The 12,412-nt window shown below is 58.8% G+C and carries 13 protein-coding genes and 2 pseudogenes; 13 read left to right on the top strand and 2 right to left on the bottom strand.

All coding sequences use genetic code 11. The features are described from left to right. Positions 1-8: 8 nt before the first annotated feature. From AC07UR_RS11055 to AC07UR_RS11035, 5 genes and pseudogenes are all read left to right on the top strand, one after another. Positions 9-1,616 (top strand): tail fiber domain-containing protein, encoded by a 1,608-nt coding sequence (locus AC07UR_RS11055; RefSeq protein ID WP_209791453.1) that lies wholly within the window; start codon positions 9-11, stop codon positions 1,614-1,616. A 497-nt stretch (positions 1,617-2,113) separates the two neighbouring features. After that, the gene (locus AC07UR_RS11050; protein ID WP_234941952.1) at positions 2,114-3,730 is read left to right on the top strand and encodes a hypothetical protein; all 1,617 of its coding nucleotides are present in this window, start codon (positions 2,114-2,116) and stop codon (positions 3,728-3,730) included. After that, positions 3,727-4,206, top strand: coding sequence for a hypothetical protein (locus AC07UR_RS11045; RefSeq protein ID WP_209791452.1), 480 nt, complete (start codon positions 3,727-3,729; stop codon positions 4,204-4,206). The genes AC07UR_RS11050 and AC07UR_RS11045 overlap by 4 nt, the downstream gene beginning before the upstream one ends. 36 nt (positions 4,207-4,242) lie before the next feature. Then, a pseudogene (locus AC07UR_RS11040) lies at positions 4,243-4,919 on the top strand (IS5 family transposase). Between the two features lie 139 nt (positions 4,920-5,058). Continuing rightward, positions 5,059-5,388 (top strand): IS110 family transposase, encoded by a 330-nt coding sequence (locus AC07UR_RS11035; protein ID WP_494700033.1) that lies wholly within the window; start codon positions 5,059-5,061, stop codon positions 5,386-5,388. Positions 5,389-5,449: 61 nt separating this feature from the next. Here AC07UR_RS11035 and AC07UR_RS11030 read toward each other — a convergent pair whose 3' ends face one another. Next, positions 5,450-5,587: a hypothetical protein gene (locus tag AC07UR_RS11030; RefSeq protein ID WP_234941950.1), complete on the bottom strand. Its 138-nt coding sequence runs from the start codon at positions 5,585-5,587 to the stop codon at positions 5,450-5,452. A gap of 107 nt (positions 5,588-5,694) precedes the next feature. Here AC07UR_RS11030 and AC07UR_RS11025 point away from each other — a divergent pair, with 107 nt between their 5' ends. Further along, positions 5,695-6,231 carry a transposase gene (locus AC07UR_RS11025; RefSeq protein WP_234941972.1) on the top strand — a complete coding sequence of 179 codons (537 nt, stop codon included), beginning with the start codon at positions 5,695-5,697 and terminating at the stop codon, positions 6,229-6,231. A gap of 127 nt (positions 6,232-6,358) precedes the next feature. On the opposite strand, the pseudogene AC07UR_RS11020 reads toward AC07UR_RS11025, so the two are convergent. Beyond that, positions 6,359-7,080: pseudogene (locus tag AC07UR_RS11020) on the bottom strand (IS5 family transposase). A gap of 265 nt (positions 7,081-7,345) precedes the next feature. Here AC07UR_RS11020 and AC07UR_RS11015 point away from each other — a divergent pair. The 7 genes from AC07UR_RS11015 to AC07UR_RS10985 all read left to right on the top strand — a co-directional run bounded on the left by AC07UR_RS11015 (position 7,346) and on the right by AC07UR_RS10985 (position 12,395). Continuing rightward, positions 7,346-7,921 carry a hypothetical protein gene (locus AC07UR_RS11015; RefSeq protein WP_209791450.1) on the top strand — a complete coding sequence of 192 codons (576 nt, stop codon included), beginning with the start codon at positions 7,346-7,348 and terminating at the stop codon, positions 7,919-7,921. Positions 7,922-8,763: 842 nt separating this feature from the next. Next, complete coding sequence (locus tag AC07UR_RS11010) at positions 8,764-9,417, top strand: lysozyme (RefSeq protein WP_209791489.1); 654 nt, start codon at positions 8,764-8,766, stop codon at positions 9,415-9,417. A 117-nt stretch (positions 9,418-9,534) separates the two neighbouring features. After that, positions 9,535-9,792: a hypothetical protein gene (locus AC07UR_RS11005; protein WP_209791449.1), complete on the top strand. Its 258-nt coding sequence runs from the start codon at positions 9,535-9,537 to the stop codon at positions 9,790-9,792. Continuing rightward, positions 9,779-10,153, top strand: a complete 375-nt coding sequence (locus AC07UR_RS11000; protein ID WP_209791448.1) for a DUF1515 family protein — start codon at positions 9,779-9,781, stop codon at positions 10,151-10,153. The genes AC07UR_RS11005 and AC07UR_RS11000 overlap by 14 nt, the downstream gene beginning before the upstream one ends. Before the next feature lie 71 nt (positions 10,154-10,224). After that, positions 10,225-10,773 carry a hypothetical protein gene (locus tag AC07UR_RS10995; RefSeq protein ID WP_494724402.1) on the top strand — a complete coding sequence of 183 codons (549 nt, stop codon included), beginning with the start codon at positions 10,225-10,227 and terminating at the stop codon, positions 10,771-10,773. Between the two features lie 15 nt (positions 10,774-10,788). After that, positions 10,789-11,379: a hypothetical protein gene (locus tag AC07UR_RS10990; RefSeq protein WP_209791446.1), complete on the top strand. Its 591-nt coding sequence runs from the start codon at positions 10,789-10,791 to the stop codon at positions 11,377-11,379. 452 nt (positions 11,380-11,831) lie between these two features. Next, a complete protein-coding gene (locus AC07UR_RS10985; protein ID WP_209791445.1) occupies positions 11,832-12,395 on the top strand; it encodes a hypothetical protein in 564 nt (187 codons plus the stop codon). Positions 12,396-12,412 lie beyond the last annotated feature (17 nt).

Below are 12,412 nucleotides of genomic sequence, written 5' to 3'. Positions count from 1 at the left end.
TAGGTAACATGGGCAAGTCCAAAGCACCCAAGCCGCCGGATCCGCGCGAAACCGCGGCGGCGCAGACCTCGACGAACATCGGCACGGCCGTGGCCAACGGCACGTTGAGCAACATCAACCAGGTAACTCCTGATGGCAGCCTGACCTATTCGCAGACCGGCACCCGCAAATGGACCGATCCGATGAATGGCGCGAACTACGACCTGCCGATCTGGACAGCGACGCAGACGCTCTCGCCGGCACAGCAAGCGATCAAGGACCAGACGGATGCCGCCGAAAAGAACCTGGCGACGCTTGCCAACAACCAGTCGGGCAGGCTGAACGACCTGCTCGGCAAGCCGATCGATCTTTCCGGGGCGCCGGCGGCCGGCAATCCGGCCTCCATCAACCTGCCGAATTATGGCCAATTTGGCGGCGGCCCAAACCTGCAGACGACCCTCGGCAACACCGGCACTGTCCAGAACACCATTGCCGGAGCAGGCGACATCCAGAAGGGCGTCGGCAGTGCCGGCAGCATTCAAACGTCACTCGGCAATGCCGGCGACATCACCCGTTCCTATGAGACGAACTTCGACACCAAGCGCTACGAGGACGCGCTGATGTCGCGCATGAACCCACAGCTCGAACGGGATCGTGCGGCACTGGAAACGCAACTTGCCAACCAGGGGCTGCAGCCGGGATCGGAAGCCTATAACCGGGCGATCGATCAGGCCGGCCGACAGGCGAACGATGCGCGCTTCGGCGCCATTCTCAATGCGGGCCAGGAGCAATCGCGGCTCGTGGGCTTGGCGCGGGATGCGGCGGGCTTCCAGAACAACGCCCAGCAGCAGGCCTATAACCAGGCATTGGCGAGCGGGCAGTTCGCCAACCAGGCGCAGAACCAGCAATACACACAGAACGCCAACAACATGCAGCAGGCGAATGCCGCGCAACAGCAGCTCTTTGCCCAGAACCAGGCGCAGCAGCAAGCAATGAACGCCGCCCAGCAGCAGACCTTCAACCAGGCGCTAGCGGCTGCCGGCTTCAGCAACGACGCGCAGCAGCAAATGCACCAGAACGGCCAATCGGCAACGGCTGCCAACAACGCGCTGAAGGACCAGACCTACAACGCCCAGCAAGCGCAGCTCGCAGCCCAGAACGCGGCGAGGGCGCAGTATCTCAACGAGATGTATGCCCAACGCAACCAGCCGATCAACGAAATCTCCAGCCTGCTTTCGGGCGCCCAGGTGAGCAACCCGAACTTCGTGCCGACGCAAGGGCAGCGGATCGAACCGGCAAACTATACCGGGTTGGTGCAGGACAACTACAGGGGGCAGCTCGAGGCGTACAAGGCGCGAACGGATGCCGGCAACGGAATACTGAAAAATTTCTTGGACTTCTTGCCGAAGCCTTCCGACCGTCGGCTCAAGAAGGACATCAAGAAGGTCGGCAAACTCGACGGTCATTCGCTCTACGAGTATCGCTACAAGGGCGAGCCCCAGCGCGGCGCTAAACACATTGGCGTGATGGCGCAGGAGGTTGAAAAGACCCGCCCCGACGTGGTCAGCCGAGACCCGGACGGCATGCGCCGCGTCGACTACGGCCGGTTGTTTTCAGCGGGACGGAAGAAGCGATAGGAGGCCGGTGATCCCACGCCGGTTTCGTGACGGTTTGGTCGCTGCCGCCCAAGGTATCCTTGCGCGAGCTTGCTGAGGCGGCCCGCGTGGCGGCGGGCTCGGGCCGCAAGCGACAATATCGATGTCAAATCCGCTGGAGCAGGGCGTGTTGTTTGTAGCTCGCCTATGCAGTGGCTCAAGCTGACTTGGACGAACAGCCGCGACCACCGGCCGCCGATCAGCTCCGTCGCAGGATCGCAGCCATCGCGATTTGTCGGTGAAGCAACAGTAGGCCTCAGAACGCGCCGTGCTGCAGTGGGTTCGTTTTCCGTGCCCAAGCTCTTGTTTTTACGCATGTCGTTATCGCAAAACCGCAGCACATTTTTTGCGCGACATGCACTGGCATGCCGGCAGTCTTCGGGCGCCAGGCAGATGCGCCCCCGCCGCAGCACAATCATCTCATCAATACTCGACGACTTGGAAGCCCCGAACATGGGGTATTTCTACGGAGAAAAGCCATGCCCAGAACAGGCGGCGTCTATTCGCCCCCCGCCGGCACCAAAGGCGTGCCGAACACAACCATACAGAGCGTGCCTTATAACACGCTGATCGACGACTTGGCGGCCGACGCCAATGCGCCAAGACCGGTGACCGCCGGAGGCACAGGAGCGACCAGCGCCACCGGCGCAAGGATCAATATCGGTGCCGACAATGCCAGCAATCTGACGCAAGGAACAATCGACGACGCGCGCTTGCCGGGGACGATGGCTTCGAAAACGTTCAGCGGCCCTGTCAACATTACCTACGGAGCGAGCAACGCAACCGCGGAAATGCTTCGCATCGGCACGTTGGATGGCGGAGCCGCGGGCAAACCATTCCTCTACGTTCGAAAGGAGGTATCGCCTGCTGCTTGGACAATCGGCCTATGGGGCACAGGCGTCGAGGGCTCGCTGAATCTCAATGCCGGCACCGTCAACATGAATGCAGCACTGACTGGGACGTCGGCGTCCTTCACAGGCGCTCTCATGGCTTCAACCGCGACGTTTACCGGCAACCAGATCGAGATCCAGGGAGTGGCGCCGCGCATCAGGCTTTCAGATACATCGGCCGGCCAGCACGACTATTGGCTTTATGCCGATGGTAACAACTTCTACGTTCTTGGAGATCGAAACGACGACGGAACGTGGGAAACGCCGCATCCGCTGGCCTTGAACTCATCAAGCAACACCGGTCAGCTGTTCGGCAGCGATTTTTGGACGACGGCCAACTTCAACCCCGCGGCAAAAGCGGATCTCGCCGGTGCAGCGTTCTCCGGGAGCGTCAGTGCTTCATCTTTCACGTCAAGTGGCAACATGAATATCGACGGCAGTAGCCTCTATATTCGCGGTGCCGGAAACCGGCATGTCTGGTTCGCGACGAACTCCGGCGTCAATCGCGCTCTCATGTATCACGAGCAGGCCGGCGACAAGCTGGTCTGGAACCTGTACGACACAGCTGGCGCCCATACGCGATCGATGGAATACCGGCGCTCCGATGGGGCTCTCAACGTCCAAGGGTTCATATCAACGAACGGTCATGTCGCAGTGGGTGGATCGACGCTCTACGCTGACGGCAACATCTACATGACGCGATATGGAACCTATCTGTCCGCCATTCTTGATAGCAAGATCACGGCAGAAGGACGGTCTTATCCACGCCGTATTGGCGGTGGGGATCTCAACTTCAATTGGTCCGGTCAAGGCGGTCAGCCATCGTGGCTTTGGGGCGGCAACGACGGCTCGAACATGTATGTTTATAACCCGTCGAACTTTAACGTGAATTACGCCAACGGGGCGGGCAATGCTGATACCGTTGATGGGTATCATGAAAACCAACTCGCAAAAATCAACCACCAAGGAGACGGTAACGCTTCCAACTACCCAATCGGCAATCTTCTTATTGCCCGCGGACCGGCGTCCGCCCCAATTGCAAGAAACGCAACCGTAAATCTTGGAACCTACCCAGGCGATAGCATGCAATGGGCGCTTCAAGGTTTCGGGATTACGGCCGTGAATCTCGCTGGAACGTGGCGGTGCCTTGGATTGGCCTGGGGTGAGAACAACGTTCACATATATCTATTTCAGAGGGTCGCATGATGCAGCTAGATCATGTTTCTAAAATCGCGTCCACCGCCGAAGAACGCGTGTTGATGGTATCGTGCAACGTGACCATCAACGGCGAAGCGCTTGATATTGTGCATACCTTACGCCCGGATGATCCCTATGGCATCAGCCCCGCGATTCGCCAATGGCTCGAGGAGAACCCTCTTTTTCCGATTGTTCCTTACGTGCCGTCGCTGCCGCCGACAGATGACGAGAAACGGGCGCGATTGGCGCCGTTGACAGCGCGGCAATTTCGTCTAGCTTTGCTCGCTGGCGGTTTTACACCCGGCGAGGTAACGCAAACAATAGAGACCTTGCCGAACGGCGCGCAAAAGGAAGCTGCCAAGATCGAATGGGAATACGCTGCCACCTTTGACCGCATGCACCCGCTGATCGCGACCGTTGCCGCCGTGCTAGGTCTGAATGATAGCCAAATCGACGCCATGTGGCTCGCTGCGATTAATCTTTAGTCCCACTTAAACAACTATGCTCAGGCCGTATTCCTGATGGCCCACGGCATCGATTGTGTCGTTGATCTCAGGGTCGGCAGCGACATGATTTGCGTTTTTAAGCATGGACTTCAGTGAAAAGATTCGCCGAAGGATTATGGTCCACACAAGACACTCTATAACCGGTTCATCCGCCGGAGCCGCCAGGGTGCCTGGGCCCTTGTGGGTAAGGTGCCCAGCCCGACAGGCTGATGATCGATGCCACCCATCTGAAAGCCCGTAGCACTGCAGCCAGTCTGCAAAAAGAAGGAGTTCTTTCCCACTTTATCGGACGAACGAAAGGCGGCTTGAATTCCAAACCGCGCGCCGTCACCGATGGATTTGGCCGACCCCTGCTGTTTTTCTTCACGGCGGGCCAGGCCGGCGACTATCAGGGGCCCGGCACCTGCTCGATCGCCTGCCCAAAGCCTAGGAATTGCTGGAACAGTGGTTACGACGCCGAATTTTTCCGTAACGGATTGAAAGACAAAGGTATTTCTCCCTGCATTCCACCACGCAAGAAACTCCGGAACCCACCGTGGCACAACAAAGTCCTTTATGAGAAACGATATCGTTTCGAGAACCTATTCGCTAAACTCAGGGATTGGAGGCGCATCGCAACACGCTGCTATCGGGGTGCCCACGCCTTCTTCTCAGCAATCTGGATAGCAGCCTCCGTCATCTTCTGGCTGTGATCAACGAGATGCCGTAACGGGGCCTACGTCGTGCACTGCTCGTTACCGTTTGCAAGATCAGAGTAAGCTGTCGCTGTTCCCATATCGGATCCAGAAGGAGGATTGTGGGATGAGACTGTTTGTCGGGTTGGATGTGTCGTTGGCGAAGACCGCGATCTGTGTTGTCAGCGAGCACGGGAAGATCGTGAAGGAGGCACAGGTCGCCAGTGAGCCCGAGGCGCTCGCGCGTTGGATGGGAGAACAGAATGGCAGCATCGTCGTCATCGGCCTTGAGGTCGGTCCCTTGTCGCAATGGCTTCATCGCGGATTGGCCGAGGCAGGTCTGGACGTCGTTGTGATGGAAACTCGGCATATCAAGGGCGCCTTGAAGGCCATGCCGATCAAGACTGACCGGCGCGACGCAAAGGGAATTGCATGCCTGCTGCATCTCGGGTTCCGTCCGGTTCACTGTAAATCCGTTTCGGCGTAGGAGGTCCGTGCCTCGCGGAGCTCGGAAAGCGGCTCAGCAGGGTATCATCGCACTGGAGATTTCACTGCGTGGGCTCCTGCGGCACTTCGGGTTGAAGGTCGGCGCCATCTCGCGCGACCAGTTCGAGAATCGCATCCGCGAAATGGCGGAACTGGAACGACGCGTCCGCCAGTTCGCCCAGCACGACTCGGTGTGCCATCGGTTAATGCCTATGCTCGGGATCGGCGCAGTCGTAGAGCTTCTGCTCTGCCGTAGAAGATCTTGGCCGATTCACATCGTCGAAAATAGGTTGGCCCTCGGGTCGGCCTGACACCCTCACGCAATCAGTCTGGCGAACGTGATGTATCGGGTGGCATCACAAAGGCCGGAGGCATCAAGCTGCGCCGCGCGCATTGTCAGGCCGCGACCGTCATGATGAATCGAGGGCGCTCAACATGGCTCAGGACATGGGCACCACAGATCGCACGCCGCTGCGGGTCGGAAGCGCGCCGCCGTGGTGGTGCTCGCTCGGCGCAACGGAGTGATCTTTCGCCGAATTTGGGTCGCTGGTACCGCCTTCCAGGCAGAGGCACCGATCATTCGGCAAGGGATTTAACGAACAGAAGCTCACACAGTTGCCTGCTTGATCGCAGGCCTTCGTGGTCCTCCAGCAACTCGGTTCCTATGATGCCGAGGTCCGGATTGTTGCCGATCTTGCTCGATGCACTCGTCGTTGCCGGTCAATGCGAGAAACAAGGCACGCGCAATTGCGTATCGCGCTATGTCTCTTGTTGGTGGCTGTGCCAACGGGGTCTCTCGCCAGCCCTTCCGGCCTCTTCCAGAGTTCCGTTGCCAGCAGTTTGACAGCCTCGGCATCGTCGACGGAAACGCCTGCCCGCTCGATACGAGGATTGGTGCGCGTAGCGGCCCTATCAAATGGTCAAGCGGCGGTGGCGTTCGCTGGTGTCGTAACTCTAGGACGAATCGACATTCACCTCAGCCAAAGCATAGCGGCGAGGAGATAGAGGAAACCTTCGAAGTGGATTGTTCTGCGGTCGTATCGGGTGGCAAAGCGGCGGAAGTGCTTCATTCGGTTGAAGCACCGCTCGATGCGGTTGCGATGTGTATAGGCGGCTTCGTCGTGGGGGATGATGATCTTGCGCGAGCGGTTTGACGGGATGACCGCTTCGGCTCCGATGCTGGCAATGATTTGCCGCAAAGCGTTGCTATCATAGGCTTTGTCGGCCAGCACGGCATCACCGCTCTGTCCCTCCAGAAGTGCCGGTGCTTGGGTGATGTCGCCGACCTGGCCAGCGGTAACGATAATACGCAGCGGCCTGCCCAAGGCATCGGCCAGCATGTGGATTTTGGTGGTCAGCCCGCCTCGGGAACGCCCCAGCGCCTGATCTTTGGCCCCTCTTTTCCTGATGCTGCCTGCTGATGAGCACGCACGATTGTGCTGTCGATCATCAGATATTGATTGTCCCGATCGGCCGTCAGCGTCTCGAACACCTGCTCCCAGATGCCGGCATGGCACCAGCGGCTGAAGCGCTTATGCACTGTCTTCCATTTTCCATAGCGTTCCGGCAGGTCGCGCCAATGTGCGCCAGAGCGCAAAACCCATAGGCAGCCATTGATGAACAGACGGTTGTCGGAGTCGGTGCGCCCTGGATCACCAGCTTTGCCGGGCAACAGAGGCGCAATCTTCGCCACTGAACATCGCTCAACTCATAGCGACTGGCCGCCATCCAAAGACCTCCGTGTTCCAACACGGTGTCCTATGAATCAGCATTCAAGCGATTTGGGAATCCTGAATGTCGATCGACCCTAGGTGTTGTTCAGCCAGCGGGCATGTCGCCACGTGAGGAATCGATGACTCCGCTTAACGAACAGGAAAGCATTGTCACCAAAACTAACCTCCCGCATGCTGGATACTGCTAGTCTCGCGTCACGAGGCCATATGAGGCGGAGGTAGCTTATGCCGGATGCTTCGATCGACCTGGCGCTGTATTCGGCCGCGCTGAATATCACGGCGCCGCCGGCGCTTATTCGGCCGTTGCTTGACCAGTTGGTGGAGGGGCAATTCTCGATCGATGGCATCATGAGGCGCTGTGCCGAGAACGGCGTGCGTCTCAAGGCGCACTTGCGCAAAGGCGAACGCACCCGCAAAGAGCTGCGGGCGGCCTTCGATCTGCAATCTGTGGAGCGTCGACATCTCGATATTCTTGACATGCTGATTGCAAGCCTGGAGGCCAAGGCGGCACGCGACGCGCGTGAGTTCGATGGTCTGCTGGATGATCTCAAGGCAAGGGTTTCTGCGCTTTCCGGCTCCGCCAGCGCCGATGAAGCCTTGGAACTGGAGGAGATCTACAGGACGGTCCAGGCGCAGGTGCGGGTCGAGGTTGGTGAACTCTCTGATGTCGCTGTCTTTCTGCGCAGCCTGCGCGAGCGATGCAGTGACGATCGTGGCGAGAAGGCACACCTCGCCGACAGCGAGAGCCTCAAGAGCTTGTTGCAATCCCTGTCGCCGCCAAAGCCGCCATCTGTCTCCTAGAGCGTGTCGCGATCTCGAGGCTTGGCTTATCGTGCGTGCGGCAATCAAAAACAGCCGCGACACACTTTTGCTTGGCACGCTTCAAGCCGACGTGGACTGTGTCGATCGTGGTTTCCGGCACGGAGAGCGCTACAGCATTTCGGCGGTTGGGCGAGGATTGTCGACGGCATCAGCGGGTCGTACCGCGCTCCGGCGCGGGTGTTCCGCGTGTCAGCCACCGGCAGCGGCGCAACATCGAGTGGTGACGAACTATCGCCTTGCGGCATGCCTGTTGCCGGATGGATGCACACGACAGGTCGACATCAGCAGCTTGGCCTCATGCCGCTTGCGGGGTGCGGCCTATTCCCAATAGCAGGTCTCGATGATCGGAACCCATAGCACAGGCTCGATCGGGTCTTCTGGCAAGGAGAGATCCGCGGAGCGATGCTCACCCATCGGCCAAGGATCTCGAGGCCGCCAGAAAGCCCGAGAAGCGATCTTTGGCGCAGTTGCGATGTTCGCTCGATGCGTCGGCATCGCGCCTATCCCGAGACCAGCCATGGACCATCCCGCAGGTTTCTCTCATGGAGACCTGGCAAAAGATGTGTCCGCGTCCAAATTCGTCAGTAGGGCTGCACCATAACGACACAGCTGACAAGCACGATGGCCAGCGTGGTCAGCTTCACGAATGCGGCGTCCATCATGGCGAAATCCCCCTTTGAGTGCCTGCAGCACCGTGCTCGCTGCAGGACTTTGATTTGCTGCATGTCGCCCCAAGTCGGCTGCGATCAGGGCGGAATGCCGTAGCAACGCCTCATCGTTGCTTCTGGTTCCCAATTTACACGAGGACAAACGACATGAATATGAACCGACGCATCAATGCGGCGGGCCTTGCGCTCGTCAAACAGTGGGAAGGTCTGAAGACGAAGGCGTATCGCGACGTCGCCGGTGTCTGGACTATCGGCTATGGCCATACCAGCGCCGCCGGCGAACCCGTCGTGAAGCCGAACATGGTGATCACCGAGGCCGAGGCGGAACAGATCCTGATGGCGGACCTCGCAAAGTTCGAGGAGCGTGTCTCGCGCCTTGTCACGGTGCCGGTCACCGACAACCAGTTCGCCGTGCTTGTCTCTTTCGATTTCAACACCGGCAGGCTTAGCAAGTCGACATTACTGAAAAAGCTGAACGCCGGCGACCACGATGCCGTGCCGCTGGAACTGATGAAGTGGGTCAATGCGGGTGGCCGCCGCGTGAAGGGATTGGTCAACCGCCGATCTGCAGAGGTGGGGCTTTGGGCCAAGGGCGAGTTCGTCGCCTCCAACACCGTCGTCGCCGCCCCGAAGCCGCCCGAAGTGATAAGCAAGGAGAACATCTCCTGGCTCGCGGGCATCCTTTCCTCGTTGGGTTTTGCGTTCACCGGCAATGGACCGCTGCAATGGGCATTTGCCGGCATTATCGCAGTTGCCTTCGCGATTGGCGCCTTCCTCTTCCTGCGCAAGCGGCTCGATCCGGCATGATCGCCTGGTTGAGGATGCTGTGCGGGGGGCTCGTGCTCGCTGCCGTCGTCTGGGCCGTGCACGAAATACGGGCGGATGGCGCCCGGTCCGTCATTCAAGCGATCGAAAGGCAGAACGATGACGCTGAGAACCGCGCTCAGGAAAAGCGCCTTGATTACGATACCTGCATTGATGCTGGCGGGCTGTGGGACTTCGGGGCCGAAAAATGTCGCGGGCCTTAGGAGCGTCGTCGGTACCGACCTGGTCGGTGCACGTGGCGCCACGTCGGCAGATCAGCGCAAGATCGACCGCACCGTCGTCGGCCTGTGCGCCGCGGCAGTCTGGTCAAAGGCCGATTGCGTAAGGCATGGGGGACAGCACAATGTATCCGGCTGAAACCGATGTGAGCGTTCATCGCCAGCTTGGCGAACTGGTCGCAGGCATGCGCGGTCTGCAGGAATCGATCCGCCGGATCGAAGAGGGCGCGCAACGCGCCGAGGACAAGGCGACGAGCAGCCGGGCTGGTGTTCATCAGCGGATGGACCAACTCGTCGACCGTGTCGGCGATCTCGAGGCTTCGGTCTCGACGCTCGGTGGTGACGTCGCGGAGATGAAACCGGTGACCGACGACGTCAAGCGCTGGAAGCTGATGGGTATTGGCGCGCTCGGGGTCACCGGCATTGCGGCGATGGCGTTGGGGGTGAGTTTTGCCGAAGGGATCCGGCGGCTCGTGTTTGTCATTGTCGGGAGAGGATAGTCGGCGATCTCATATTGACAATGTGCAGCCTGAGGTTGAAGTGTCTTTAAAGCCTTAGGGGAGACTCGCAGTTGAATGCACCAATGAAGAAGGCCGTTCTGACAGTCGGTTCCCTTGTCTTTCTTGCGATCCCATCGGCGAACTCAGCCGAGAGAGATGCCCCCCTCGACCCATCCTGCGCAATCGTCAACCGGGCATACGCCAACACGCGTGCGACGGAGCTCTACGGCGGGCTAATGTTTGAGGCCAAAGCGGACGGGTCTTATGTGCCGATAAGAGAGTATCGGTTCAGGAAAAATGCGGTGTTCCGTCGATGGGTGCCCGGTGAGTGGAGGGAGGAACGTCGAGTGAATCCACCGCTGTCATATAGTTCAGGGCCGCGGTTTAGCGACTGCCGTCAAATCGACAGCCCAACTCCGCAAAGCAAGCCGGGCCGCTACGCGGCCAAATGGTACGGCGCGCCGTACACTGGAAAAGTTGAAGTCTGGCTGATGCCCGATGAGTTGAAGCTCGAAAGGGTTTTGGTCACATATGACGAACATTTTCGCCCGGCGCCTTATGTCAGCCAGCTAGAGCTGTTCAGTTACGACCCCGACAATACCGAGTTTCCGAAACCGTAGTCGCGGAGAGCCTGCGTGATAGATGCAATAAGGACGCCGTTACTAATCGCCATCTCTGTTGCGTGGTTCTCATTCACGTCAGCGAGTTCTGCTTTTGCAGAGCCTTCGCTTGATCCTACTTGTTCGGTGATCAACGAAGCCTACAGGAACACCAGATCTACCCCGCAATATAGTCAGGTCCTGTACGAAGTAAGGCCCGACGGCCAACAACTTGCTTTTCTGGAGGCTCGTTTTTCCGGCTCTGTTTTATATGAGCGCTACGCCGGGAAGGGCGAAAAATGGTCTAAACCAACTACTGTGGATTGGCGCCTAGCAGATTCCAACGGTCCGAAGTTCAGCGCGTGCAAACTTGTAACTCGACCTACGAAGGATGTAACTTGGGGCAGCTACTACACGGCCGTGTGGATCGGCGGATGGTTCAAGGCTGATGCGGAAATCTGGCTGACAGGAGACGGCCTGAGGTTTCAGAAGCTTCAGAGACGGTTTCGCGGTGAGGGGCAGTTTAAGTTCCAAGTCGCAATGGAGACCTTCAACTACGATGCTGTGCAGCCAGGCGCGCCGACCGACGACCAAGTCGACCAGTCTAAAACCGCATTTCCGCATTGACTGGTAAGTTGGTACTCCGGACGCCCGAAGGTGATGCGCGAGATCCCGCAGCAGGTCGAGGGCGGACAGCTTCGGCGACGGCCGCTGGTGCCGTGTTCCTTTGGAGGAAACTTCGACGTATCGGCTGATCGACCGGACGTGGGCGGCAATCTCCAATTTCAGTGGATCTCGCCGCCCTCATCTAGCGGCGCTGGTTTTCGGTCATGTCACGGGTCCGCTTTGGTCGCTAGGGACAAAGCGTCTGCTAGAGCTAAGGGCAATCGCTCGGCGTCGGCTTTGCCGAGGCGATCCGGCGGGGCATGTTTGCCCTCATCGGCAGAGAGTGAGAGATCGAAGCACGCTGTGAATTGTTTCACAATCATTGCTTGCGCTGTTGTGGTTTGACGCTCTTGTGGAGTACTCCTCCTGCAAGAAAATCTCGTGAAACGGGAACGGGGCGGAGCATCATAGCGATGAGGATCAAGATCACGTCGTTGTTGACGCTGTTGGCATTAGCAACAACGGCGACAGCTGAAGAAAAAGTTGTATGGGATCCAAACTGCGAGCCAGTAAACCGTGCCTATGCGGCTACTCGCAGCACCGATCGGTACAGCGTGGTGCTCTATCAGGTTAGTCCTAGCGGTGACATTAAGCCTCATCTGGAAGGCAGGTTTACCGAACGAGCCTACTTTGAGAGGGACGTTTCATCCAGCACAGGCAAATGGATCCAACACAGCCCGCCAGGCTGGGCCATCTGGGATTCGAAGGGGCCGAGATTCTCTGAGTGCAAGATTGTGGGTGGTGTCGATGGCAACTCTGAATCGGGTGGACACTACACCGCCAGGTGGCACGGGTATCCATACGAGGCCGATGCAGAGATCTGGATTTCTGGAGGCGACAAGAGGCTTGCCAAGGTCGTCCGCCGTTATCGGAATGGACGCTGGCGGTTTGCGTTTCCAAATGTCCTGGAGGTTTTCAACTTCGATCCAGCAAGTGCCGCGCCCCCTTCCGAGTTTGAGCCGAAGGTCGTCAACTAGGCCCTCCGCGCGATCCT

The sequence above is a fragment of the Ensifer sp. GW821-FHT05G01 genome (genome assembly GCF_059419585.1).
Note: the sequence above shows the minus strand (reverse complement) of the source record. Positions and strands in the feature narration are given on the sequence as shown.

Excerpts from the sequence above, each read along its gene's own strand:
- AC07UR_RS11050 (WP_234941952.1), top strand. The coding sequence starts at position 2,114 with ATGCCCAGAACAGGCGGCGTCTATTCGCCCCCCGCCGGCACCAAAGGC.
- AC07UR_RS11015 (WP_209791450.1), top strand. The coding sequence starts at position 7,346 with ATGCCGGATGCTTCGATCGACCTGGCGCTGTATTCGGCCGCGCTGAAT.
- AC07UR_RS10985 (WP_209791445.1), top strand. The coding sequence starts at position 11,832 with ATGAGGATCAAGATCACGTCGTTGTTGACGCTGTTGGCATTAGCAACA.
- AC07UR_RS11005 (WP_209791449.1), top strand. The coding sequence starts at position 9,535 with ATGACGCTGAGAACCGCGCTCAGGAAAAGCGCCTTGATTACGATACCT.
- AC07UR_RS11030 (WP_234941950.1), bottom strand. The coding sequence starts at position 5,587 with ATGGCACACCGAGTCGTGCTGGGCGAACTGGCGGACGCGTCGTTCCAG.
- AC07UR_RS11055 (WP_209791453.1), top strand. The coding sequence starts at position 9 with ATGGGCAAGTCCAAAGCACCCAAGCCGCCGGATCCGCGCGAAACCGCG.
- AC07UR_RS11000 (WP_209791448.1), top strand. The coding sequence starts at position 9,779 with ATGTATCCGGCTGAAACCGATGTGAGCGTTCATCGCCAGCTTGGCGAA.
- AC07UR_RS11045 (WP_209791452.1), top strand. The coding sequence starts at position 3,727 with ATGATGCAGCTAGATCATGTTTCTAAAATCGCGTCCACCGCCGAAGAA.
- AC07UR_RS11010 (WP_209791489.1), top strand. The coding sequence starts at position 8,764 with ATGAACCGACGCATCAATGCGGCGGGCCTTGCGCTCGTCAAACAGTGG.